The organism is Nocardioides jejuensis, assembly GCF_004337475.1.
GTDB classification, from domain to species: Bacteria; Actinomycetota; Actinomycetes; order Propionibacteriales; family Nocardioidaceae; genus Nocardioides; species Nocardioides jejuensis.
On record NZ_SJZJ01000005.1, the window covers coordinates 1 to 24,115 of the forward strand.

General features: G+C 69.4%; 25 protein-coding genes. 17 read left to right on the forward strand and 8 right to left on the reverse strand.

Going from position 1 to position 24,115, the window contains the following annotated elements; translation table 11 throughout:
- Positions 1–123 precede the first annotated feature (123 nt).
- The 7 genes from EPD65_RS16165 (at position 124) to EPD65_RS04455 (ending at position 5,633) form a co-directional block, all read left to right on the forward strand.
- Positions 124–300: a hypothetical protein gene (locus EPD65_RS16165; protein ID WP_165872873.1), complete on the forward strand. Its 177-nt coding sequence runs from the start codon at positions 124–126 to the stop codon at positions 298–300.
- A 29-nt stretch (positions 301–329) separates the two neighbouring features.
- Complete coding sequence (locus EPD65_RS04430) at positions 330–629, forward strand: metal-sensitive transcriptional regulator (RefSeq protein WP_131581965.1); 300 nt, start codon at positions 330–332, stop codon at positions 627–629.
- A 19-nt stretch (positions 630–648) separates the two neighbouring features.
- Positions 649–852: a heavy-metal-associated domain-containing protein gene (locus EPD65_RS04435; protein ID WP_131581966.1), complete on the forward strand. Its 204-nt coding sequence runs from the start codon at positions 649–651 to the stop codon at positions 850–852.
- Positions 849–1,697: a hypothetical protein gene (locus EPD65_RS04440; RefSeq protein WP_131581967.1), complete on the forward strand. Its 849-nt coding sequence runs from the start codon at positions 849–851 to the stop codon at positions 1,695–1,697. Before EPD65_RS04435 ends, EPD65_RS04440 begins: the two co-directional genes overlap by 4 nt.
- Complete coding sequence (locus EPD65_RS04445; protein ID WP_131581968.1) at positions 1,684–3,933, forward strand: heavy metal translocating P-type ATPase; 2,250 nt, start codon at positions 1,684–1,686, stop codon at positions 3,931–3,933. The genes EPD65_RS04440 and EPD65_RS04445 overlap by 14 nt, the downstream gene beginning before the upstream one ends.
- A 76-nt stretch (positions 3,934–4,009) precedes the next feature.
- On the forward strand, positions 4,010–4,627 hold the full coding sequence (locus EPD65_RS04450) for a DUF47 domain-containing protein (protein WP_131581969.1): 618 nt from the start codon (positions 4,010–4,012) through the stop codon (positions 4,625–4,627).
- A 4-nt stretch (positions 4,628–4,631) separates the two neighbouring features.
- Entirely contained in the window at positions 4,632–5,633 is a 1,002-nt protein-coding gene (locus EPD65_RS04455; RefSeq protein ID WP_131581970.1) for an inorganic phosphate transporter, read from the forward strand.
- Positions 5,634–5,705: 72 nt separating this feature from the next.
- On the opposite strand, the gene EPD65_RS04460 is transcribed toward EPD65_RS04455, so the two are convergent.
- The gene (locus tag EPD65_RS04460) at positions 5,706–6,950 is read right to left on the reverse strand and encodes a phthiocerol/phthiodiolone dimycocerosyl transferase family protein (protein ID WP_131581971.1); all 1,245 of its coding nucleotides are present in this window, start codon (positions 6,948–6,950) and stop codon (positions 5,706–5,708) included.
- The gene (locus EPD65_RS04465; RefSeq protein ID WP_131581972.1) at positions 6,947–7,978 is read right to left on the reverse strand and encodes an alpha/beta hydrolase; all 1,032 of its coding nucleotides are present in this window, start codon (positions 7,976–7,978) and stop codon (positions 6,947–6,949) included. The genes EPD65_RS04460 and EPD65_RS04465 overlap by 4 nt, the downstream gene beginning before the upstream one ends.
- 140 nt (positions 7,979–8,118) lie before the next feature.
- Here EPD65_RS04465 and EPD65_RS04470 point away from each other — a divergent pair, with 140 nt between their 5' ends.
- Entirely contained in the window at positions 8,119–10,215 is a 2,097-nt protein-coding gene (locus EPD65_RS04470; protein WP_131582079.1) for an RNA degradosome polyphosphate kinase, read from the forward strand.
- A 75-nt stretch (positions 10,216–10,290) separates the two neighbouring features.
- On the opposite strand, the gene EPD65_RS16170 is transcribed toward EPD65_RS04470, so the two are convergent.
- Positions 10,291–11,340 (reverse strand): hypothetical protein, encoded by a 1,050-nt coding sequence (locus tag EPD65_RS16170; RefSeq protein ID WP_165872874.1) that lies wholly within the window; start codon positions 11,338–11,340, stop codon positions 10,291–10,293.
- 48 nt (positions 11,341–11,388) lie between these two features.
- On the opposite strand from EPD65_RS16170, the gene EPD65_RS04480 reads away from it, so the two are divergent.
- From EPD65_RS04480 to EPD65_RS04505, 6 genes are all read left to right on the forward strand, one after another.
- Entirely contained in the window at positions 11,389–12,276 is an 888-nt protein-coding gene (locus EPD65_RS04480) for an NUDIX hydrolase (protein ID WP_243640445.1), read from the forward strand.
- A gap of 185 nt (positions 12,277–12,461) precedes the next feature.
- Entirely contained in the window at positions 12,462–13,586 is a 1,125-nt protein-coding gene (locus tag EPD65_RS04485; protein WP_131581973.1) for a phosphate ABC transporter substrate-binding protein PstS, read from the forward strand.
- 77 nt (positions 13,587–13,663) lie between these two features.
- A complete protein-coding gene (gene pstC / locus EPD65_RS04490) occupies positions 13,664–14,593 on the forward strand; it encodes a phosphate ABC transporter permease subunit PstC (protein ID WP_131581974.1) in 930 nt (309 codons plus the stop codon).
- Positions 14,593–15,672: a phosphate ABC transporter permease PstA gene (gene pstA, locus EPD65_RS04495; protein ID WP_131581975.1), complete on the forward strand. Its 1,080-nt coding sequence runs from the start codon at positions 14,593–14,595 to the stop codon at positions 15,670–15,672. The genes pstC and pstA overlap by 1 nt, the downstream gene beginning before the upstream one ends.
- Before the next feature lie 17 nt (positions 15,673–15,689).
- Complete coding sequence (gene pstB, locus EPD65_RS04500; RefSeq protein ID WP_131581976.1) at positions 15,690–16,469, forward strand: phosphate ABC transporter ATP-binding protein PstB; 780 nt, start codon at positions 15,690–15,692, stop codon at positions 16,467–16,469.
- 135 nt (positions 16,470–16,604) lie between these two features.
- Positions 16,605–17,402: a hypothetical protein gene (locus tag EPD65_RS04505; protein WP_131581977.1), complete on the forward strand. Its 798-nt coding sequence runs from the start codon at positions 16,605–16,607 to the stop codon at positions 17,400–17,402.
- 77 nt (positions 17,403–17,479) lie between these two features.
- On the opposite strand, the gene EPD65_RS04510 is transcribed toward EPD65_RS04505, so the two are convergent.
- From EPD65_RS04510 to EPD65_RS04525, 4 genes are all read right to left on the reverse strand, one after another.
- A complete protein-coding gene (locus EPD65_RS04510) occupies positions 17,480–18,811 on the reverse strand; it encodes an O-antigen ligase family protein (RefSeq protein ID WP_131581978.1) in 1,332 nt (443 codons plus the stop codon).
- A gap of 127 nt (positions 18,812–18,938) precedes the next feature.
- Positions 18,939–19,379, reverse strand: a complete 441-nt coding sequence (locus EPD65_RS04515) for a thioredoxin family protein (protein ID WP_131581979.1) — start codon at positions 19,377–19,379, stop codon at positions 18,939–18,941.
- Between the two features lie 28 nt (positions 19,380–19,407).
- On the reverse strand, positions 19,408–20,004 hold the full coding sequence (locus EPD65_RS04520; RefSeq protein ID WP_165872875.1) for a serine O-acetyltransferase: 597 nt from the start codon (positions 20,002–20,004) through the stop codon (positions 19,408–19,410).
- 36 nt (positions 20,005–20,040) lie between these two features.
- Complete coding sequence (locus tag EPD65_RS04525; protein ID WP_131581981.1) at positions 20,041–20,310, reverse strand: MoaD/ThiS family protein; 270 nt, start codon at positions 20,308–20,310, stop codon at positions 20,041–20,043.
- 65 nt (positions 20,311–20,375) lie between these two features.
- On the opposite strand from EPD65_RS04525, the gene EPD65_RS04530 reads away from it, so the two are divergent.
- The 3 genes from EPD65_RS04530 to mshD all read left to right on the forward strand — a co-directional run bounded on the left by EPD65_RS04530 (position 20,376) and on the right by mshD (position 23,141).
- Complete coding sequence (locus tag EPD65_RS04530; protein ID WP_131581982.1) at positions 20,376–21,107, forward strand: response regulator transcription factor; 732 nt, start codon at positions 20,376–20,378, stop codon at positions 21,105–21,107.
- A 129-nt stretch (positions 21,108–21,236) separates the two neighbouring features.
- Positions 21,237–22,220, forward strand: a complete 984-nt coding sequence (locus EPD65_RS04535) for a hypothetical protein (protein WP_131581983.1) — start codon at positions 21,237–21,239, stop codon at positions 22,218–22,220.
- 69 nt (positions 22,221–22,289) lie between these two features.
- Positions 22,290–23,141 carry a mycothiol synthase gene (mshD, locus tag EPD65_RS04540; protein ID WP_243640446.1) on the forward strand — a complete coding sequence of 284 codons (852 nt, stop codon included), beginning with the start codon at positions 22,290–22,292 and terminating at the stop codon, positions 23,139–23,141.
- 36 nt (positions 23,142–23,177) lie between these two features.
- On the opposite strand, the gene EPD65_RS16175 is transcribed toward mshD, so the two are convergent.
- A complete protein-coding gene (locus tag EPD65_RS16175; protein WP_165872876.1) occupies positions 23,178–24,032 on the reverse strand; it encodes a sulfotransferase domain-containing protein in 855 nt (284 codons plus the stop codon).
- Positions 24,033–24,115 lie beyond the last annotated feature (83 nt).

Here is a 24,115-nt window from a genome sequence, read left to right on the forward strand (position 1 = left end):
TGCTGGGGTCCGGGACTCCTCCCATTTCCGGGGTCCACTCCGTGGAACCCAAACCGGGACTTTCCGTGCGACGCTGCCCGGCGTCCGGCACGATGGGTGTGGAGCAACCGGAGGGAGGCGGCGATGTCCGACCAGTTCGACGTGTCACTCGAGGACCCTGACCTCCTCGGCGAGGTCGAGATGACCACCAACCTGATCATCGCTGCGAGCGAGGCGGCTGGGCCGCTCGACCAGGACGAGATCGACGCCATCCTCGGCGTCGTACCCGAGAACGGCGACCCGGCGGCGATCGGGGAATAGATATACCCCCTAGGGGTATTGTGGCCGGTATGCACGACGAGCATGCCGGCCACGGCTACATCGGAGACAAGGACGCCTACCTGAAGCGGCTGCGCCGCATCGAGGGGCAGGTGCGCGGACTGCAGCGCATGGTCGAGCAGGAGCAGTACTGCATCGACATCCTCACGCAGGTCTCCGCCGTCACGAAGGGCCTGCAGGCCGTCTCGATGGGCCTGCTCGAGGACCATCTCGGTCACTGCGTCGTGGACGCCGCACGCACCGGCGACGCCGAGGCCGACGCCAAGGTGAAGGAAGCCTCCGCCGCGATCGCCCGTCTCCTCCGTTCCTGACCCTCCGAAAGGATTCCCCATGAGCACCACCACCTGGACCGTCACCGGCATGACCTGCGGCCACTGCGTCGCCTCGGTCACCGAGGAGCTGCAGGAGGTCGCCGGCGTCACCTCTGTTGCCGTCGAGTTGACGACTGGCGCGGTCACCGTGACCAGCGACGTTGAGCTGTCCCGCGACGTCGTCGCGGCCGCCGTCGCGGAGGCGGGGTACCAGCTCGCATGACCCAGCTGATGCGCAACCGGATCGTGTTCATCCTCGTCGCCGTGGGTGCCTTCGTGCTCGCCTTCGGGTTCGGGCAGGTCGCCGGTCACAAGAAGGACGCGACGCCGAAGGACAGCAGCAAGCCGGCGCCGACATACTCCGTGAAGTTGCTGGACGGCGACGTCCTCAAGGACAAGCAGCCGCTTCGTTTCGAGGTGCTGGATCCGAAGGGGAAGGTGGTCACCGAGTTCGACACGGTGCACGAGAAGAAGCTGCACCTGATAGTCGTCGAGAAGGGCGACCCGCGGGTGTACGAGCACGTCCACCCGACGATGGCGTCGGACGGAACGTGGTCAACGACGCTTGAGCTCGGCCCTGGTTTCTATCGCCTGTACGCCGACACGAAGCCGAGCGGTGCGGATGGTCAGGTCCTGACGGCGGACTTCAGTGAGCCAGGGATCAGCGCAGGCATGCCGGCCTTCAACGTCCGCGCCACCGACACCGCAACGGTCGACGGCTACGACGTGGCGCTCAAGGCCGACGGGATGGCGTACACCTTCACGGTCACGAAGGACGGCAAGCCGGTGACGCTGCAGCCGTATCTGGGCGCGGGCGGTCACCTCGTCGGCATCCGGACCGAGTCGCTCGACTACCTCCACGCCCATGCGATGGCGGCGCAGGGCAACACGGTCGGCTTCCACGTCGCGCCGGGCAACTCCGGTCTGTGGGTCCTGCACCTCGACTTCCAGGTGGACGGCAAGGTCCACGACGCGACGTTCGTGCGGCGGATCGAGGTCGACGGCCCCGGCTCCGGCATGGGGGAGCACATGGACATGGGAGACATGGAAGGCCATGACCACCACTGATCCCACCGCTGCGCGGGTCGAGCTCCAGATCGAGGGGATGACCTGCGCCTCCTGCGCGAACCGCATCGAGCGCAAGCTCAACAAGCTCGACGGGGTCAGCGCCACGGTCAACTACGCCACCGAGAAGGCGTCGATCGCGGTCGCCGCGGAGGTCACGCGCCAGCAGCTCGTCGACGCCGTCGAAGCAGCCGGGTACGCCGTGGCAGACGCGGCCGCCCCGGCAGCGACCGTGACCGTCTCGCCGGGCCTGCGGGTGCTCGTGTCGGCGGTGCTGACGCTGCCGGTGGTGCTGCTCGCGATGGTGCCGGCGTGGCAGTTCTCCGGCTGGCAGTGGGCGTCGTTCGCCCTGGCCACGCCGGTGGTGCTGTGGGCGGGTTGGCCGTTCCACCGGGCGGCGTTCGTCAACGCGCGCCACGCGACGTCGACGATGGACACCCTGGTCAGCCTCGGCACGCTGGTGGCGTACGGCTGGTCGGCCTACGCGCTGTTCTTCGGCACGGCCGGGCACCTGGGCATGGTCCACCACTTCGAGCTGGTGCCGCGGCGTACCGGGGGAGCGGGGGACATCTACCTCGAAGCGGCCGCCGGCGTCACGACGTTCCTGCTCGCGGGACGGTGGCTCGAGACGCGCGCCAAGCGGCACGCAGGCGATGCCCTGCGCCGGCTGCTCGAGCTGGGTGCGCGGGACGTCGCCGTCCTGCGCGATGGCGTCGAGCAGCGGGTGCCGGTCGAGGACCTCGTCGTCGGGGACCTCTTCGTGGTGCGGCCCGGTGAGCGGGTGGCCACCGACGGCATGGTCGAGGACGGCCTCTCGGCGGTGGACGTCTCGTTGCTCACGGGCGAGCCGATGCCGGTCGAGGTCGGACCGGGCGCCGAGGTGATCGGCGCTTCCGTCAACGCGAGCGGACGCCTGGTGGTCCGGGCGACGCGGGTCGGAGCGGACACCCAGCTCGCCCGGATGGCGCAGCTCGTCGAGGAGGCGCAGGCCGGCAAGGCCGCGGTGCAGCGCCTCGCCGACCGCGTCTCGGCTGTCTTCGTGCCCGTCGTCATCATGGTCGCGCTCGGCACCCTCGGCTTCTGGCTGGGCACCGGTGCGGCTGCGGGGCTCGCCCTCAACGCCGCCGTCAGCGTCCTCGTCATCGCCTGCCCGTGCGCGCTCGGCCTGGCGACGCCGACCGCCCTCATGGTCGGCACCGGCCGCGGTGCGCAGCTCGGCATCCTGATCCGTGGTCCGGAGGTCCTCGAGTCCACGCGCCGCGTCGACACGATCGTCCTCGACAAGACCGGCACCGTCACCAAGGGCCGGATGTCACTGGTCTCGGTGGTCGTCGAGGCGGGCGAGGACCGCGCACGCGTCCTCGACCTGGCCGCTGCCGTCGAGGCGGGCTCGGAGCATCCGGTCGCCGCCGCGATCGTCGAGGGTGCCCGTCAGGGCCCGGGACTCGACACGTCAGAACCCGGGTCTCGGGGCGCCAAAACCCGGGTCTCGGCGGACTTCGTGGCGCTTCCCGGACTCGGGGCACAGGCGAACGTCGACGGCGAGCTCGTGCTCGTCGGGCGTAGCCAGCTGCTCGCTGACCGGGGAATCGAGATCCCGGCGCTGCTTGCCGAGGCGGTCGAGGCCGCCGGCGCCCGTGGCGAGACCACGGTGGTCGTCGCCTGGGGTGGCCGGGCCCGCGGCGTACTCGGGGTGGCGGACGGTGTCCGGCCTACCTCGGCCGATGCCGTACGGCGCTTCCGCTCGCTCGGGCTGGACGTCGTCCTGCTGACCGGCGACAACGCCGGCAGCGCGCGGGCGGTCGCGGACCAGGTCGGCATCACCGAGGTGATCGCCGAGGTGCTGCCCGCCGACAAGCTGGCCGAGGTACGCCGCCTCCAGGCTGCCGGCCGCGTCGTCGCGATGGTGGGCGACGGGGTCAACGATGCTGCCGCGCTTGCGCAGGCGGACCTCGGCATCGCGATGGGAAGCGGCTCCGACGTCGCCATCGAGGCCGGAGATCTGACGCTGGTGCGGACCGATCTCGTGACCGCTGTCGACGCGATCCGGCTCTCGCGGCGGACGCTGCGCACGATCAAGGCGAACCTCTTCTGGGCCTTCGCCTACAACGTGGCCGGCATCCCGCTCGCCGCCGCCGGCCTGCTGAGCCCGATGTTCGCCGGAGCCGCGATGGCGCTCTCCTCCGTGTTCGTGGTCACCAACAGTCTCCAGCTGCGCGGGTTCCGCCCCGCGCGGTGACCGCGCGCGTTGCGCGACACGCCGCTGTTGCCCCTAGCATGTTTCGCGTTCCGCTCCTCCTCACTCGGAGTTCACTGTGGCCTTCCGCATCCGTCCTGTCGACACGACGTTCTACGACCTCTTCACTGCGTCCGCGCAGCACCTCGTGGTGGGCGCCGGCCTGCTTGCCGAGATGCTCGCCGACGGTGCGGACCGCGAGGCGGTGGCCCAGCGCATGCGCGAGGCCGAGCACCAGGCGGACGAGACGACCCACGAGATCGTGCGGCGCGTCAACAGCACCTTCGTGACGCCCTTCGATCGCGAGGACATCTATGCCCTCGCCTCCGGCCTCGACGACGTCATGGACTTCATGGACGAGGCCGTCGACGAGATCCTCCTCTACGAGGTGAAGGAGATCCCCGCGGGCGTCTCCAAGCTCGTCGAGGTGCTGCAGCAGTGCGCTGAGGTGACCGCTGCGGCGATGCCGAAGCTCCAGTCCATGAAGGACCTGGCCGAGTACTGGATCGAGGTCAACCGCCTCGAGAACAGCGGCGACAAGATCTTCCGGCGCACGCTCGCCGAGCTCTTCAGTGGTGACTTCAAGGCGCTCGAGGTGCTCAAGCTGAAGGACATCATCGAGTCGCTGGAGAGCGGCATCGACGGCTTCGAGACGGTGGCCAACATCGTCGAGCAGATCGCCGTCAAGGAGTCCTGACCTCGTGGAGCTCGCCGTCCTGATCACCCTCGTGGTGATCGCTCTCGCGTTCGACTACACGAACGGTTTCCACGACGCAGCCAACGCCATCGCGACCTCGGTCTCGACCCGCGCGCTGACGCCGAAGGTCGCCCTCATCCTGGCGGCCGTCATGAACTTCATCGGTGCCCTCATCGGCACAGAGGTGGCCCACACGGTCGCCGACACCATCGGGTCGATCAGCGGGACACACGGTCTGGTGATCGTGCTCGGCGCCCTCCTCGGTGCCATCAGCTGGAACCTGATCACCTGGTACTTCGGCCTGCCGTCGTCCTCGTCGCACGCGCTGATCGGAGCGCTCGTCGGCGCCGGCCTCGTCGGTGGCGCGACGGTCAACTGGGCGATCATCAAGGAGAAGGTCGTCGTCCCGATGATCGTCTCCCCGGTCGTCGGATTCACGCTCGCGTTCCTGCTGATGCTGGCGTTCACCTGGATCCTGCGGAAGCGCAACCCGCACGTGATCAACCGTCGCTTCCGCTTCCTCCAGGTCTTCTCGGCCGCCGCGCTCGCGCTCGGCCACGGCCTCCAGGACGCGCAGAAGACGATGGGCGTCATCCTCATCGCCCTCGTCACCTACGACCACACGAGGTACGACATCGACCACCTGCCGATCTGGGTCATCGTCGGTGCCGCCGGCGCGATCAGCCTCGGCACGTACTCCGGCGGCTGGCGGATCATGCGGACCATCGGCCGCAAGATCATCAAGCTCGACCCGCCGTCGGGCTTCGCCGCGGAGTCGGTGGCCACGAGCGTCCTCTACGTGATGGCGATCCACTTCAAGGCGCCGGTCTCGACGACCCACACGATCACCTCGGCCGTCATGGGCGCGGGCGCGACCCGCGGTCGACGGGCCGTGCAGTGGAACATGGCGGGCACCATCGTCATGGCCTGGGTGCTGACGTTCCCGTGTGCCGCGCTGGCCGCCGCCGCGTCGTACGGCGTGCTGAAGCTGGTCCTGCCGGTCTGACCTCCGAGGTCTGACCCCCGAACGCCGAACGCCCCGCTGGTCTCCGGACCGGCGGGGCGTTCGTGTCTGTCGTCAGCGCTCGAAGCGGAGCTCGGCGAGCATCCCGGAGAGCACGTCGTCGGCCGTGACCGGCAGCGCGGCCTCGTCGAGGCTCAGCGCCAGGCGCAGGCGGCCGCGATAGGTCATGGCCGCGATGAACCAGCCCTGGTTGGGCGTCGAGGTCATCATGCAGGTCACGAACTCGACCCACTCCGGATCGCCCGTGTCGTCGATCGGGCCGACGTTGCTCATCATCACCGTCTGCGGCGCGCCCAGCAGCTGCTGACGGACCCGGTCGGCGGCTCGCCCGTCGTCCGCACCGAGGCCCATCGCCACCGAGTGCAGGAAGAGCGAGCCCTCGCCGCGCGCGATGCCGGTGCGCATGCGCTCCGCGACCGATGCGGACAGGTCCTCGAAGGCCCGGTCGCCACCGACGGTGAAGGGCGCGGACACGAGGGCGGCGTACATGCCGTCGTAGCCGTCGGTCACCGGCGGGTGCTGGCGGGCGCGCATGTCGGCGGTGGAGGTGAGCTGGTGGACGTGCTGGTCGTCCGTGGCGCAGAGGCCGTGCATGACCCGCAGGCTGGCGGCGCCGAGGGCGCCGTTCATCGTCGCGCCGTGGGCACGGACGCCGGCGACCAGCGCAGAGGTCTCCTCGCGGCTCAGCGTCACCGTGCGGTAGTCGAGGCGCCGGGAGCCGTCGTTGCGCGCGTGCCAGGGCAGGGGATCGAGGCCGCCGAGGTCGACCTGCTCCGCCTTGAGCGTGCGCATCAGGTCGATCATCGCCCGCCGGTCCTCCGAGAACCGGTGGCCGGGCTGGAGGCCGGGCATGACGGTGCGGTCCCCGAGGAGGGCGCTGGAGGCCGCCTCCTGGCCGTCGAGCAGGCGGCAGAGGTCGCGCACCAGTGAGGCGGAGCCGTAGCCGTCGGTGAGCACGTGGTGCGTCGTGACGACGACGGCGCTGCGGCCGTCGGGCAGCTCGACGTAGGCGCAGCGGGTCAGCGCGTCGCCGGGGGTGAACGGGCGCTGGAACTCCGCCAGCGTCACTTCGTCGACCGACCCCGTGAGCTGGACAAGGGGTCCCGGTGGGCAGGACTCGAAGCCGGGAGCGCCGTCGATCTCCGTCAGGCGTGCGCTCGCGGTCCGGCGCCAGGCGGCGTCCACCTCGTCGAGCGCGAACCGGCGGGTGAGCTCGGCCGACGCCACGATGATGGTCGACCAGCTCCTGTCGACGAGCGCGTAGTAGCGCTCGGCCGGGTCGAGGGGTCGACGGATCACGCCGTGACCGCCAGGCCGGCCTTCAGGACCTCGGCGAGCCGGGCGACGGCGGCCGGGCCGGAGCGCCCGGCGCCGGTCCAGTTCGCGAAGCCGTGGATCTGGCCGGTGAAGCACTCGTACTCCACCTCGACGCCGGCGGCGGCCAGCTTGTCGGCGTACGCCTCGCCCTCGTCGCGGAGCGGGTCGAAGCCCGCCGTGCAGACGTACGCCGGGGCCAGGCCGGCCGGGACGGTGGCGTCGATGACCGCGTGGCGCGGGTGCGTGCGCTGCGCAGGGGTGGGCACGTAGTCGTCCGAGGCGCGGTCCATCGCCGCACGCGTCAGGAAGAACCCGGCGTCGAAGAGGCGGTGGCTTTCTGTGCCCGCCTTCGGGTCGGTGGCCGGGTAGATCAGCAGCTGGAAGGCGAGCGGGAGGCCCTCCTCGGCAGCCTGCAGCGCGACCGCGGCAGCCAGGTTGCCGCCGGCCGAGTCACCGCCGACGGCGAGGCGCGTCGGGTCGGCGCCGAGCTCCGCGGCGTTCGCCACGACCCAGCGGTACGCCGTCATGCAGTCGTCGTACGCCGCGGGGAACGGGTGCTCGGGGGCCAGGCGGTAGTCGAGCGACAGCACGCGCACGCCGGCCTTCTCGGCCAGCACGCGGCAGGTCGCGTCGTGCGAGTCGAGGTCGCCGACGATCCAGCCGCCGCCGTGGATGTAGACGAGGAGCGCGTCGGAGTCGGCGCGCGGGATGTAGAGACGGGCAGGAATCCCGCCGGCGTCGATCGGGCGCACGGAGCCGATCGGCTGGTTGCCCCCGACGGCGCGACCGCTCGCGACGGTGTGGGCACGGGCGGTCGCGATCGGGCCGTGGCCGAACTCCGGCTCGCGGGTGAGCGCCATCATGCGCAGGGCGGCCTGCACCTCGAGGTCGAGCGTGTTGCCGTCGATGACGACGGGCTTGCCGGCAAAGGCCCGCAGCGCGGGGCGCGGCAGGGCGAGGAAGCCGCGGATCGCGGCGGACTTCACGGGAAGGGGGAGGTCGAGGTGCACGCGCTGACGCTAGCGGTACGCCGCGTCACCTGCCGTTCACGGTGAGGTGAAACACTCGTGCCGTGACTCAAGAAGCTCTTCCCTCGCACACCGGTGGCTCGATCGAGGAGGGGCCGCTCGCTGAGCGGCCGACCGCAGCGATGGAGACCTTCGACGTGGAGCCTCCCTACGTGCCGGACGAGGCGGCGCTGGCTGCGCTCGAGGCGTTCCCCGACCGGTTCCTGGACCGGGAGCAGTCGTGGCTGCGCTTCAACCAGCGCGTCCTCGAGCTGGCCGAGGACACCGGGCTCCCGCTGCTCGAGCGGGCCCGCTTCCTGGCGATCTTCGCGAGCAACCTCGACGAGTTCTTCATGGTGCGCGTGGCCGGCCTCAAGCGTCGCATCGCCGCCGGTGTCGCGGTCCGCTCCGCCAGCGGGCACCTGCCGAAGGAGGTCCTCGAGACCATCTGGTCCGGCACCCGTGAGCTGATGGACCGCCACGCCGACGTCTTCCAGAACCAGGTCGTGCCGGCACTGCTCGAGGAGGGCATCGAGCTCGTCCGGTGGGCCGACCTCGAGGAGGAGGAGCAGAAGTACTGCAAGAAGCTCTTCAAGGCGCGCATCTTCCCGGTGCTCACGCCGCTCGCTGTCGACCCGGCCCACCCGTTCCCGTACATCTCGGGTCTCTCGCTCAACCTGGCCGTCGTCGTCCGCCACCCGAAGACCGGCAAGGAGCACTTCGCCCGCGTGAAGGTGCCGCCGATCTTCGACCGCTTCGTGTCGCTCGGCAACCAGCGCTTCGTGCCGCTCGAGGACGTCATCGGCGAGCACCTCAAGAAGCTCTTCCCGGGCATGGAGGTGCTGAAGGTCCACACCTTCCGCGTCACCCGCAACGAGGATCTCGAGGTCGAGGAGGACGACGCCGAGAACCTCCTCGCCGCCCTCGAGAAGGAGCTGCTGCGTCGCAAGTTCGGCCCGCCGGTCCGTCTCGAGGTCGAGGAGTCGATCGACCCGGAGGTGCTCGACCTTCTCGTGTCCGAGCTGGGCATCACCGAGCCCGAGGTCTACCGCCTGCCCGGGCCGCTGGACCTGCGCGGTCTCCACGACATCGCCGACCTGGACCGTGACGATCTCAAGTTCGAGGCGTTCGTGCCGTCGACCAACCGCCAGCTCGCCCCGGTCGAGAGTGCCGGCGCGGTCGACGTCTTCAAGGCGATGCGGCGTGGCGACGTACTCCTGCACCACCCGTACGACTCGTTCTCGACGTCGGTGCAGCGCTTCATCGAGCAGGCGGCGGCTGACCCGCACGTGCTCGCGATCAAGCAGACGCTCTACCGGACCTCGGGTGACTCGCCCATCGTGGATGCGCTGATCGACGCCGCCGAGGCCGGCAAGCAGGTCATGGCGCTCGTCGAGATCAAGGCCCGCTTCGACGAGTCCAACAACATCCGCTGGGCCCGCAAGCTCGAGCACGCCGGCGTCCACGTCGTCTACGGCCTGGTCGGCCTGAAGACGCACTGCAAGCTGGCGATGGTCGTGCGTGACGAGCCGGACGGCATCCGTCGCTACACCCACATCGGCACGGGCAACTACAACCCCAAGACCGCGCGCCTCTACGAGGACTTCGGCCTGCTGACCGCCGACGACGCGATCGGCGAGGACGTCGCTCACCTGTTCAACAACCTCAGCGGATTCTCCCGCAACGCGAGGTACGCCGAGCTGCTGGTCGCCCCCGACTCCGTGCGCGACGGGCTGGTCGAGCAGATCCACGCCGAGATCGCCCACCACCGCGCGGGCCGGCCGGCCGGCGTACGGCTGAAGGCGAACTCCGTCGTGGACGAGGGTGTGATCGATGCGCTCTACCTCGCCTCGCAGTCCGGCGTGCCGGTGAGGCTGCTCGTGCGCGGCATCTGCGCGCTGCGTCCGGGCGTCGCGGGCCTGTCCGAGACGATCGAGGTGCGGTCCGTGCTGGGCCGGTTCCTCGAGCACTCGCGCGTCTTCTCGTTCGAGAACGGCGGCGAGCCGGTCGCCTGGATCGGCTCGGCCGACATGATGCACCGCAACCTCGACCGCCGCGTCGAGGCACTGGTCCGGCTGCCGGGCGCGGCCCAGGTGGAGAAGGTCCGCTCGCTGATGGACCTCGCCTTCGCCGAGGACACCTCCGCGTGGGAGCTGGCCGCGGACGGCACCTGGAAGCACAACGGTGGCAGCGTCGACCTGCAGGCCGAGCTGATCGCTGCCCAGCGCCGCAAGCGCTGAGCTGACGCGATACCGATCAGTACAGCCCCTGATGGGGCACGAAAAGGACCGTACTGATCGGTATCGCAAGGCCGATCAGCAGGAGGCCAGCAGCACCGGCCCCTGCGTCACCTGCGACAGCGCGTACGCCGACGGGCGGGCGTGGCCGGTCAGGACGACCTCGCTGCCGTCGCGACGCGCGTCGTCGACGGTGAACAGGTCGGGGTAGTCGACCATCTGCCCCGGATCGTTTGCGGCGGCGAGCCGCTGTCGGGGGAGCAGGTCGTGGCGGGCGCGGTCGCCTGACTCGAAGGCGAACGCGGCCGTCCATGCCCGATCTGCACCCAGTCCGACCGCGTAGCCCGCGAGCGGGGTGACCCCGCCGGCGTCAGTCACCAGCTGGGTGGCCTGTGCCTGCGCGTCCGTGTCGGCGGTGGCGAAGGAGAGCTCGGCGCACGCGCGGTCGCCGGCCAGCGCGACCGCAGCGAGCGGTGCGCCGAGCTGGCGGACCAGGGAGAGGTCGAGCCCGTTGCCCGCACGAGCCGTCTTCACCGCGGCCTTCAGGTACGCGGCGCTGTCGGAGGTCAGCAGCACGCCCCGGTCGGGGAGGAACGCGACCTCGCCGAAGAGCGGCTCCTGGATGTCGAGCTCGCTGAGCAGGTCGGGGCCGCCCTCCCACACGCCGCCGTCGGTGCGGTGGTCCTTCGGGGGAGTGAAGCCGGCATCCTCATAGGCCCGGGCGATCGACGTGAGCCGGTCGCGCGACAGGCCACCGATGACGAGCACCTGCCCGTCCGCTGCCTGCCCGAGGAGCTCCGTTCCGATCGTCTGCGGCCCCCAGTGGAAGTGCTGCTCCAGTGCGTCGGCGGAGGTGATCAGCACCGAGGAGGAGTCGAGGTCCTTTTCCGCGAGAGCGCCCTCGCACGCCGGCCACGCGGTGCAGTCGCCGGCAGCGCGGATCCCGGCCCAGTCCGTCCAGAGCACCCGCTGGGCCCCCTTCGGCAGCAGCTCCGCCGCGCGGGAGAACGCCGTCGACCGCGGCCATGCGGCGTACGTGAGGAGGAGGGCGAGGACCGCGAGGATGACCAGAAGGCGGAGCAGCACCCCACGACGGGTGCGTCCGACGAGAGCGTCCCGGACGGTCACGGTGCGGTCTCCCTCATGCTCCGGCTGCGGTGATGTGAGACTAGCGCCGTGTCTGCGCGCCGTCCGATTCCCGTCGCCCCTGTCGTGGCCGCCGGTGCTGTGGTGCTGCGCCGCAAGGATGGTGTCCTCGAGGTCCTCCTCGTGCACAGGCCGAAGTACGACGACTGGTCCTTCCCCAAGGGCAAGCTCGACCGGAGCGAGCACGCCACGGTGGCGGCGGTGCGCGAGGTCGCGGAGGAGACCGGGCTCGCGGTCCGCCTGGGACGCCCGCTCGACGACCAGCTGTACGTCGTCCAGGGCGGTCGCTCGAAGGTCGTGCACTACTGGGTGGCGCGGCCGCTCGAGGGCGACGACGTGTCGGCGTACGTGCCCAACCGCGAGATCGACCAGGTCGCCTGGGTGCCGGTCGAGGACGCCGCAGGACGGCTCAGCTACTCCCGCGACCGCGCGACCCTCAAGCAGGCGATCAAGCGGCGCAAGCGCACCGCGACCCTGATCGTGCTCCGCCACGGTCGTGCCCGCGCCCGTTCGCGCTGGCGCGCGGACGACCGGTTCCGGCCGTTGCTCAAGCTGGGCGAGCACCAGGCCGACCGGCTCGTGCCCCTTCTCGCGGCGTACGACGTGACGCGCCTGGTCAGCTCGAGCAGTACCCGCTGCGTTACCACCCTCGTGCCGTACGCCGACGCCACCGGCCGCACCGTGAAGGCGGACGACGGGCTGTCGGAGGAGGACGCGACGACCCTCGGCGTTGCTGATCGCGTGCAGGTGCTCATCGACAGCGGCCGGCGCACGGTGGTCTGCAGCCACCGACCGGTCCTGCCGGCCATCTTCGAGGTGCTCGGGCTCGACGATCCCAAGCTCGAGCCGGGGGAGATGGTGGTGGTCCACCACCGCAACGGCCGGGTCGTTGCGACCGAGCGGCACGCGGTCCGCTGACCCGGCCGTAAACGGCGGATCCGGTCTGCGCAAGGCCAGTTTGCGTGATGGTCGTCTCGCTGACAGCCGGATGATGCCGAAACGGCGGCGACCATTTGCCGCCCGTTCACCTGCGCCCACGAATTCGGACACTTCGCGTCCCTAGCGTCCTCGCTGACAGTCCAACCAGACATCAGGAGTTCGAAGTGATCGCCACTTCCGCCCGCCGGGTTGCCCCGGCCATCGTCGCGCTCGCGCTCGGCGTTTCCCTCACTGCCTGTGGTGACCAGAACGGCGGCACCTCCGCCTCTGGCCTGACCGGCACCCTCAACGGTGGCGGTTCGAGCGCCCAGGCCACGGCGCAGGACGTCTGGAAGTCGGGCTTCCAGACCGACAACAGCGGCGCGACGATCAACTACAACTCCGAGCTCGGCTCGGGTGGTGGCCGCACCGGCTTCAACGACGGGTCACTCGACTTCGCCGGCTCGGACTCCTACATCAAGGACGACGCGTCGAAGGGCAAGGAAGGCCTCGAGCTGACGGCCGCCACTGCGCGCTGCGGTGGCGAGGCCCCGGTTGAGGTTCCGGCCTACGTGTCCCCGATCGCCGTCATCTACAACGTCAAGGGCGTCGACAACCTGCAGCTCACCGCGGGCACCCTGGCGAAGATCTTCAACGACAAGATCACCAAGTGGAACGACGCCGAGATCGTCGCCGAGAACCCGGGTGCCAAGCTCCCCGACGCCGCGATCTCGCCGGTGCACCGCTCGGACGAGTCGGGCACCACGGAGAACTTCACCGACTACCTCGCGCAGGCCGCCGGCAAGGCCTGGCCGCACGCCAAGGACAAGGTCTGGCCCGCCGGGCTCAAGGGTGAGTCCGCTGCGAAGACGGACGGTGTCGTCGGCGCCGTCACCTCGGGCGAGAACACCATCGGCTACGCCGATCACTCGGCCATCGGTGACCTGACCGCCGCGTCGATCCAGGTCGGCAAGGCCTACGTCGCTCCGTCCGCCGAGGGTGCTGCCAAGACGCTCGCCGTCTCCAAGCCGGTCGCCGGCCGCTCGGACGTCGACATGGCGATGGACATCGATCGCACCACGACCGAGGCGGGCGCCTACCCGATCATTCTCGCGTCCTACCTCATCGCGTGCCAGCACTACGACGACGCTGCGACTGCGGACCTCGTCAAGGGATACCTGAGCTACGCGATCTCCGTCGACGGCCAGAACGCTGCCGCAGACAAGGCTGCAGCTGGTTCGGCTCCGCTGAGCGCCGACCTCCAGGCCAAGGCCGCGGCGATCGTCGCTAAGATCGCGGTCAAGAAGTAAGACCCCGGCACTCCAGCAGACGCGGCGGTCCGGCTTACCGGGCCGCCGCGTCTGTACTGCCAGAAGGAAGTAACCCTGTGACGACAACGGATGCGTCTCCCCGAGTCGGCCGACGTCTCGGCGACCTGCTCTTCGCGGGCACGGCGCGTGCTGCCGGCATCACGATCTTGATTGCTCTCGCGGGTGTGGCGACGTTTCTCATCGTTGAGGGCATTCCCGGAATCGTCACGACTCAGAGCAGTGCCTTCGCCGGCAAGGCCTCGTTCGTGTCATACACCTGGCCCCTGGTCTTCGGCACGGTCCTCGCTGCCGTCATCGCCCTGCTTATCGCGACGCCGCTCGCGGTCGGTGCGGCGCTTGTCATCGGCTTCTACGCCCCGCGCCGACTGGCGACGCCGCTCGGCTACATGATCGACCTTCTTGCCGCCGTGCCGTCGGTGGTCTATGGCCTGTGGGGTGCAACCTTGCTTGCGCCGAAGATGCAGCCGACCTACGCGTGGCTGGCCGACCACCTTTCGTTCATCCCATTCTTCGCCGGCCCTGCCAGCGCGACCGGACGAACGATCCTCACGGCCGGGGTCGTCCTCGCGATCATGGTGCTCCCTATCATCACGGCCATCTGTCGCGAGATCTTCGCGCAGACGCCTGCCCTCCACCGTGAGGCGGCGCTTGCGCTCGGCGCCACGCGCTGGGAGATGATCAAGATGGCGGTCTTCCCCTATGCCCGTTCGGGATTGGTCTCCGGAGTCATGCTCGGTCTGGGCCGAGCACTCGGAGAAACCATGGCGGTCGCCATGGTGCTCTCGGCCAGCTCTGCCGTCACCTTCAACCTGATCGGATCGCAGAACCCCTCTACGATCGCCGCCAACATCGCTCTGAGCTTCGGCGAGCGCACTGGCGTGGAGCGCAACACGCTGATCGCGACCGGCTTGGTGCTGTTCGTGATCACGTTCATCGTCAACTTCCTCGCGCGCGGCATCGTCGCCCGGGGCCGGAAGGGATCCTGATGAGCAGCACCTTCCCGTCATCGACGCTGCCGCCCCGATCGCTCACCGCGAATGCACTCCCGCGCTGGGCGCCGCTGCTTGTCGCCGTGGTGTCCGCTGGGCTGGGCGTCCTAGCCTCGGTCCTCTTCTCCTGGGGTGTCGCGGGTCTGGTGCTTGTCGCCGGTAGCGCGATGCTGCTGCTCCTGCCCCTGTGGTCCGCGGTGGTCGAGAACGGACGTAAGGCAAAGGACCGGCTCATGACCGGCTTGGTGTGGTCGACGCTTGCCGTAGCGCTGCTGCCTCTGGTCTCGTTGCTGTGGAAGGTCATCTCGAAGGGAGCCCCACAGATCAATGGGGACTTCCTGACCTACACGATGCGCAACGTGATCCTCGCCCAGCAGGGCGGCATTTACCACGCGCTAATCGGCACCCTGCTGGTGACTGTGATGGCCGGCATCATCTCGATCCCGATCGGCATCTTCTGCGCGATCTACCTCATCGAGTACGGCGCTGGCTCGCGCCTGGCGCAGGCGATCACGTTCCTCGTAGATGTCATGACCGGCATTCCTTCGATTGTGGCGGGACTCTTCGCCTATGCGCTGCTGGTCGCGCTGCTAGGCCCGGGCACACAGATGGCGTTTGGTGGAGCGATTGCCCTCAGCCTCCTGATGATCCCGGTCGTGGTCCGCTCGACCGAAGAGATGCTGAAGCTCGTCCCCAACGACCTCCGAGAGGCGGCGTATGCCCTCGGCGTACCGAAGTGGCGGACGATCGCAAAGGTCGTGCTACCCACGGCTCTGTCGGGAATCATCACAGGCGTCACGCTGGCTATCGCTCGTGTCATCGGCGAAACCGCACCGCTGGTCATCATTTGTGGCATGACCGACGGTGTGAACACCAACCCGTTTTCGCAGGCGATGGCGACCCTGCCGGTGTTTATCTACAGCACCTTCCAGGAAGGCACCGGCACGAGCGTGAGCGCGATTGCGAACGCCGACCGCGCGTGGGGTGCTGCGCTGGTGCTCATTGTCATCGTGATGGCCCTGAACCTGCTGGCACGATTCATCGGAAAGATCTTTGCCCCCAAGACCGGGCGCTGAAGGACTAGGACACACTCATGGCCAAGAGCATCGATGTCTCCGGACTCAACATCTACTACGGCGACTTCCTTGCCGTGCAGGATGTGAACGTCACAATCAAGGCACGGGCAGTCACTGCCCTCATCGGTCCGTCGGGCTGCGGCAAGTCGACCTTCCTCCGCACGCTGAACCGCATGCATGAGGTGATTCCGGGTGCCCGCGTCGAGGGTGACGTGGTCCTGGGGTCGGATGCGATTTACGGGCCCAATGTCGACCCCGTCGAGGTGCGTCGTACGGTCGGCATGGTCTTCCAGCGGCCGAACCCGTTCCCGACGATGTCGATCTACGAGAACGTGCTCGCGGGGAACCGACTCAACAACAGGAAGCTGAAGAAGGCAGACGCCGACGCGATCGTCGAGAAGGCCCTGAGCGGCGCCAACCTCTGGAGCGAGGTCAAGGACCGCCTCAACAAGCCCGGCATGGGCCTGTCCGGCGGCCAGCAGCAGCGTCTCTGCATCGCCCGCGCGATCGCGGTCGAGCCGCAGGTCCTCCTCATGGACGAGCCATGCTCCGCGCTCGACCCCATCTCGACTGCCGCGGTCGAGGACCTGATTCACGAACTGAAGACCGATTACACGATCGTGATCGTCACGCACAACATGCAGCAGGCGGCACGGGTCTCGGAGTACACCGGCTTCTTCAACCTGAAGGCCGCGGGTCAGCCGGGCCACCTGGTCGAGTTCAACAAGACCTCGAAGATGTTCTCCACTCCCGAGCAGGAGTCGACCGAGGCCTACATCTCGGGTCGCTTCGGATGATAAGCCGTTCGGGCCGGCGATCTGTTCGCACACGGGCTGCCTGATTTCGCCCAGGGAACAGGGCTTCATCTGCTGTTCCTCGAGTCTTCATCAGGGTCGGCCGCGGGTCGTCAGAGACGGCGCTTGGATCAGGCCATGCGCAAACTCCTTCTTCTTATCCTCGCGTGTATCGCGATCGTCGGCGTCACGTCGCCGGCATCTCAGGCCCAGACGGGCGATGGCGTAGTGAACGCCTCTGACAACCACGCAACTGACCTCTACACAAACCAGTGTCGGGGCGCGAATCTCTACTCCGACGTGCAAGGTCCGGGCTCCTATGACCAACCGGGGCAGGTTGCTATCTACCTGACCAACCAATACGACCCGTGCGTGTCCAGGTCGCGGTTGAAGTACGTGCGGGACTACAACTCGGGCGCCGCGGCCTACACGGGCTGGCACACGCTTTCTGGACACAGCTCCACCGTCTACGGGGAGTTTTCCGTCATCCGTTGCTGGACCGAGGTTGGACTCCGCCGTAACGACGGCAGCTACTACACCCGCTATCAGTACAACCCGTCTCGACCGGATCGCTGCAACCGCCACGACGTCGTCCATACCCGGGGATCGCAGAACACGGTGGCGGCGACCGACCAGTGCGATGATGCGACATTCACCACCTATGGGACCGACTCAGTGACCACGACCGACACCTTCAACATCGGTTTCCGTGGCCTCTACGACGCATGTGTCACGCGCGCCCGCCTCGTTTACATGCGCAGTGGAAAGCGCTACACCTCCGCTTGGACGTCCCGCACCGGACAGGCCGTTCGATACACGGCCGGCATTAGCGGGGTCAAGCGTTGCCGGACCGATGTGGAGATCCGGAGGAAGAATGGAACGTGGTTCAGCGTCTCTCAGGTTCCTCAATACCTGCCCGCTGGATGCGGAGCTTGATCCGAGCCGACCAACGACAAGCGAAACGCCCCGACCGCAGCTGCGGTCGGGGCGTTCTGCGTCTGTCGTGAGAGCGCTCAGGCGTCGGTCATCAGGCGGCGGGTCGGGGGATCCGGCTGCTCCGATGGCGTACGGCCGGTGAGGTAGCGCTGCCCGGGCAGCACCTTGTCCGTGGCCTCCTTCAGCGTCGGAAGGATCGCGAGGCTCGCGGGGACCCAGATGCTGCGGTCCCAGAGGCCGGGGAGCGCCGCAGCGATGCCGATGGCTGCCCAGGGGAGCCAGGCGAGGCGACGCTCCGGGTGGTCGCCGAACAGGCCGCGCCCGAGGGTGAAGAGCACGGCGATGTAGGCGATCAGGCCGATGATGCCGGTGGCGATCGCGACCTCGACATAGACGTTGTGGACGAGCTCGACGTCGACCAGACCGGCACCGAGGATCGGGTGCTGGAAGAAGCGGTGGATGCCGTCGCTGAGCGCGGTCTCGCGCACGCTGTCGGCGACATCTGCCGTGCCGTCGCCCAGCAGTCGGTTGAGGGCGGATCCCTTGCCGGACGCGTGTGCGGCGAGAGGGAGTGCAGCGAGCCCCAGGCAGCCCAGTCCTGCGACCGCGAAGCCCGAGAGCGCGGAACGCTCCACGAGCGGCAGCATGATCGCCAGGACCAGCGCGACGGCGAGTGCGCTGCGGCTGCCGGAGAGCCAGATCGAGAGCGCCGAGGCGAACACGACTCCGACGATCGCCAGCCGCACTGCCTGTTCCTTGTGGTGGTGGAACAGGTAGAAGCAGATCGCGATGGTGACCAGGCCGGCCAGGCCGAAGGCGTTGGGGTGGATCGTCAGGCCGTCGTAGCGGAGCGTGACCGGAGCCGCGCCCTCCATGAGGCCGTAGGCGGTGCTGAGCATGTGGCCGCCGACGTACGCCCAGAGCAGCGCGACGATGATCTGCCGCGACGGACGCCACCAGGCGATCACGGCGGGCAGCAGCATGAAGAACTCGATCCACTGCACGAGGCTGAAGAGCGACATGAACGCCGTGTGGGTGATCAGGGAGCCGACCAGCGCCAGGCAGACCAGCAGGAGGACGCAACTAGTCCACAGGGCCGGCAGGCCGAGCTTGTGGTGCACGATCCCGGGCAGCAGCAGGAAGATTCCCGCGATGAGCAGCAGGTCGGTCGGCGTGCTGACGTGCCCGGACAGCGAGTCGATGCCGCGTCCCATCGGAGCCGTGGCGAACGCGCCGAGCATGCAGAGCAGGCCGGTGCGGTCCATGCCCAGAGTCACGAAGATGACGATCGCGATGGCAGCGCCGAGCGCGACGACCGGACTGATCGTGGCCGCCGCATAGACGAGGACGACGGTCAGACCGACGGCAGCGATCGTGAGCAGCCCGTCACGACGGAGCCCTTCAGTCACTCTTTCCTCCAACCCGGGACACCGAAACCACGGGAAACAGTAGCCCGCCCGTCGGCGTACGACGCGGGCGACGCGTGGAGGACGACGCTGCGTCAGATCCGGCCTTGGTCCAGATCCGGTCCCGGGTTCAGATCTGGCCCAGTGCGGTGAGCACCTGGTCCTTGGTGGGCGCGCCCTGGGCACGCGTCACCTCACGCCCGTGCTCGTCGAGGACGAGGGTCGTCGGCGTCCGCATGATGCCGAGGCGCCGGACGAGCTCGAGGTGGTGCTCGGCGTCGATCTCCACGTGGGCGACGCCGTCGACGAGGCCGGCGACGTCGGCGAGGATCCGTCGCGTCGCGCGGCACGGTGCGCAGAAGGCGCTGGAGAACTGCAGCAGGGTCGCCCGCGCGCCGAGCTCGTGCTCGATCTCCTCGCCCTGCAGGACGGAGACGGGGTGCTCCTCGGAGGCCGGGCCGCCCATGACGCGGTGGGTGCCGCGGAAGCGGCCGTCGTTGACCAGCCGCAGCGTGCCGAACGCCAGCGCCAGCAGCACCGCTGCCACGAGGATCACCTGTCCCGTTGTCATGGCTGGGCCAACCCGGTGCGGAGGTGGACTATTCCGCGACGGCGGCGCGGGTCGCCTCGCCCGGGCCGCCCAGGATCAGGTCCCAGGTCAGCTCGCGCACGGGCTTGGCCGGCGAGCCGACGACGAGGGTGAGGGGTGCGACGTCCTTGGTGACCACGGCGTTGGCGCCGACGACGCAGCCGTCACCCAGCGTGCGCTTGCCGAGCACGATCGCGTTGGCGCCGAGCGTCACGTGGTCGCCGACGGTCGGGAAGCCCCAGGTCTCCTCCGCCGCCCCGCGTCCCGGCTCGCCGAGCGTCACGCCCTGGGCCAGTCGCAGGTCCTTGCCCGCGACGACACCTCCGCCGATGACGACGCCGTTGGAGTGGACGAGCGCGAAGCCGGGTCCGATCGTCGCGTCCGGGTGCAGCTCGGCACCCGCGATCACGAGGCCGATGCTGCGGAGGATGAACGCGAGCGGCCGCAGCGGCGTGCCGGCGAGGGCGTGGCCGATGCGGAACAGCACGACCACCTGCACCTGTGGGGTCACCAGCAGCTTGCCGAGGACCCGCGCCCAGTAGACCGGCGCCGGCTGGCGCTTGCGGTCGGCGTTGGCCATCAGGTCCGCGCGCATCTCGCTCCACATGCGGCACATCCTGCCGCAGCAGGCCGGTCGGCGGGCTCAGCCCCCGGCGAACGGCGGCAGGAACTCCACGACACTCCCGGGCTGCACCGCGTCGTCCCCCGGCTGTCGGCCGTCGATGAGCACCGAGCACACCGCGAGTACGCCGGGGAGGCGGTCGCTCTCCGGATGCCTCGCGATGGCGGCCTCACGCAGGGCGGCGACGGTCAGGGGACCGTCGTACTGCTCCTCGGGGAGGCCCGCGGCAGCGCGTGCTCCGGCCCAGTAGCGGACCGTGATCGTGGTCGCGAGGGGCGGGGAGGAGGTCATGTCCGATATTCTGCCGGGACCACGGCATGACCCCACCGTTGGCCCGCACTTGTGAGGAGGCGCCGATGAGCACACTGCTTCTGCTCACGAGCGCGCTGCAGGCCTCGACGGAGGTGCTCCCGGGGCTGTCGCTGCTGAGCCACCAGGTCAAGGTGCTCCCGGCCGAGGGCAGCGCGCTTCTCGAGGCGCCCGACTCGGACCTCGTCCTCGTCGACGGTCGCCAGGACCTCGCCCACGCGCGTGACCTGTGCCGGCTGATGCTGGCCACCGGGTCCGACGTTCCGGTGATGCTGGTGCTCACCGAGGGTGGCCTCTCGGTCGTCAGCGCCGACTGGGGCATGGACGAGATCGTGCTGACCACCTGCGGGCCGGCCGAGCTCGAGGCGCGCATCAAGCTCGCGATCGCCCGCAACATCGCGCGGCGCAATGCCGACGACCCCGATGCCCACGTGATCCGCTCTGGTGAGGTCGTCGTCGACGACGCGACGTACACGGCGCGGCTCGGTGGCCGTCCGCTCGACCTCACGTTCAAGGAGTTCGAGCTCCTGAAGTACCTCGCGCAGCACCCGGGCCGCGTCTTCACGCGCCAGCAGCTGCTGCAGGAGGTCTGGGGTTACGACTACTTCGGTGGCACGCGCACCGTCGACGTCCACGTGCGTCGTCTGCGCGCCAAGCTCGGCCCGGAGAACGAGAACCTCATCGGCACGGTCCGCAACGTCGGCTACCGCTTCGTCGTCCCGTCACGCGGTGCAGCGGCGGAGGCCGAGGCGACCGCCGACGAGACCGCCGACGCCTGACGTCTCGGTCTGAGGCGCCGTCTGGTGCGCCCGTGGCGCAACCATTGCGCCGCTGACGCACCACATCGCTTTCCACAGGGGCGCTGGGGGCCGGGTGCAGCCGGGGCGAATCGCTTGCAGGGTCGGTGCATGCCCCGACCGCAGCGCCAGGCCCCGCCGTACGACCCGGACCTCGTCCGCGCCCGGCTGTCGCTCCAGGCGGGGGTGGCGTCGCGGCAGCAGTTCGCGGCAATCGGAGTCACCCGCAACGACCTCGAGCGGCTGCTCAGGCGTCGGGTGATCCACCGGCTCTCTGACGGTGTCTTCTGCGAGCAGAGCAACCGGCTGGTGTCCCCGCTGCAGCGGGCCTGGTGGGCGTGCCTGCACTACAGCCGCAGTGGACTTGCTGATCTGTCGGCGCTGGAGTTCGCGCGCGACACCTCCGGTGCCGGGCTGACGCTGCCGATCCACGTCGCGGTTCCCCGCGGGCGCGGGAGCGCGCCGCTGCCGGAGGTGGTCCTGCACCGGCTGGCACGTGCTGATCAGCTCGTCGTCCAGGCGGGGCTCGGGCGGATGCGCCCGGAGCATGCAGCGCTCCGTGTGGCGGCCGTGGCGACCAACGAGAACGGTGTCGTCGCGGCCCTGAGCGACGCGGTCAACTGGCGTGTGACGAAACCAGAACGGATGCGGGACGCACTGGCGGATCTGCCCAGGCTGCCTCGGCGCTCGTTGATCGCCGAGGTGCTCGACGACCTCGTCGCGGGAGCGTGCTCGGTGCTCGAGCGGGGCTACCTCGTGCACGTGGAGCGCGCGCACGGGCTGCCCGAGGGAGTGCGGCAGGAGCCACGGCGTACACCTGGGGGCTGGGAGTTCCGGGACGTCGCCTACCTCGCCTACGGGCTCGTCGTCGAGCTCGACGGCCGCCTCTTCCACTCCGCCAAGTCGGCGCGGGACAAGGACATGGAGCGCGACCTCGACGACCTGCTCGGACGTCGCGATTCGGCGCGCCTTGGCTATGCACAGGTCTTCGACCACGGGTGTCGGACGGCGGGCAAGGTGGCGACCTTGCTGCAGCAGAGGGGCTGGCCGGGTCTGCCGGTCCCGTGCGGCCCCGGGTGCGGTCTGGCGCCGTGATGTGGCGCGCCCGTGGCGCAACCATTGCGCCACTGACGCACCACATCAGTGGGCGGCTAGGGTCGGCGCGTGGCCCAGCGCATTCCCGTGTACGACGAGGCAGCGGCTGCGGCTGTTGCCCGCATCGCGCAGGCGTGCCACGACGTCGACGGACGCGATCCGCTCGACGAGGCGGCCCGGATGCATCTCGCCCACCACGGACTGCGCGATGCGTCGCTGTGGCTGAGTGCCGAAGGGTTCGCGCTGGCGCGACTCGTCGGTGGGCACGTGGAGCTGGACCTGGCGGTGGCACCGGCTGGCCGGCGTACGGGGGAGGGGGCGGGGCTGCTCGCCGCGGCCCTCGCCGAGATCGCCGACAAGCCCGTGAGGGCCTGGTCGCACGGTGACCACCCGGGTGCGGCGGCGCTTGCCGCAGCCACGGGGTTCCGCCGGGAGCGCGAGCTGCTCGTCCTGGCGCGCGCACTGCCGGTTGACCCCGCACCGGCTGACGACCCACGGATCCGCACCTGGCAGCCGGGCGACACGGAGGAGCTCCTGCGGGTCAACGCCGCGGCGTTCGCGGATCACCCGGAGCAGGGCGGCATGGATGCGGCGAACCTGGCCGAGCGGATGGCCGAGCCGTGGTTCGACCCGGCGGGCCTGCTCGTCGCGATGGACGGCGACCGCATGCTCGGCTTCCACTGGACCAAGGTCCACGCGCACGCCGGCGAGGGCGAGGTCTACGTGATGGCCGTCGATCCGGCCGCGCACGGACAGGGCATCGGCGGCGCGCTGCTGCGCGCCGGTCTGCGCCACCTGGCCGAGGGCGGGGCGCCACGCGTCCACCTGTACGTCGACGCAGCCAACGCCCCCGCGCTCGCGCTGTATCGCGGGCTGGGGTTCAGCACCGACCACGCGCACGTGCAGTACGTGCGGCCGTAGGTCTCGACACGGGCCGGCCCTACTCGACCGCCGGGGTCAGAGTTGCTTCCACCAGTCGCGGTCGGTGGCGTAGCCGAAGTCGATCAGGTCCTGGCCGGCGAACTGGTCGAAGACCTGACCTGCCTCCTGGCTGAAGTGCTCGACCCAGTCGCCGGCGATGCCCTTGCGCAGGAAGCTGTCGCGGTTCTCCTCGCCGGCCTTGCGGCCGGTCTCCGAGGCGAAGGCGTGGCGCTGCACGGCGATCTCGATCAGGCGCAGATCGGGCGACTTGCCGGAGGCCTTCTCGATCGCCTGGGCGAGCTCGGGCACCGGGTCGGCGAGGAGGTTCTCGTACGACACGTGGCCGACCTGCGGCTTGTCCCACCAGTCACGGATGTGCTGCTGCCAGGTGACGCCGTGGGTCGTCGGGGCCACGGTCATCTGGTACTCGATGTACTTCGGCATGTTGCCGACGGCGTCCTCCGGGTCGAACTTCGGGCCGTAGAGGCTGGTGAAGATCTCCTGCAGGCGCGCGGCGTACTTCGGGTCGCGCTTCATCCGCAGGCCGCGGGTCCAGTGGAAGTACATCGACGCGGTGACGTCGCGGCCGTCGCGGCGGATGTAGACGGACGGGCCGAACTTCTCGTTGTACATCCAGTGCGAGTGGATGACCGACTGCATCATGATCGGCATCTGGTAGTCGAGCGGGACCGGGAGGCCGAGCGAGGTGCCGAGCTGCTTGGAGAGCCAGACGGTGCCCGACTTGGGGTAGCCGACGGCGTTCCACATGCCGATGCCGGCACCCCGGTGCGTGGCGATGCGACGGGTCGCTCCGCGCGCGACCTTGCGCAGCTTCTCCTCCATGAAGAGGGTCGACTTGGGCTTGTGGTGGTCACGCTCAGGGCTCGTCACGGCGGTCACCCTAGACGGTCTGGTCCACTGGCGACCGGTACATCCGCATGATGTCGAACGCTTTGTCCGTGGTGGTGTCGGAG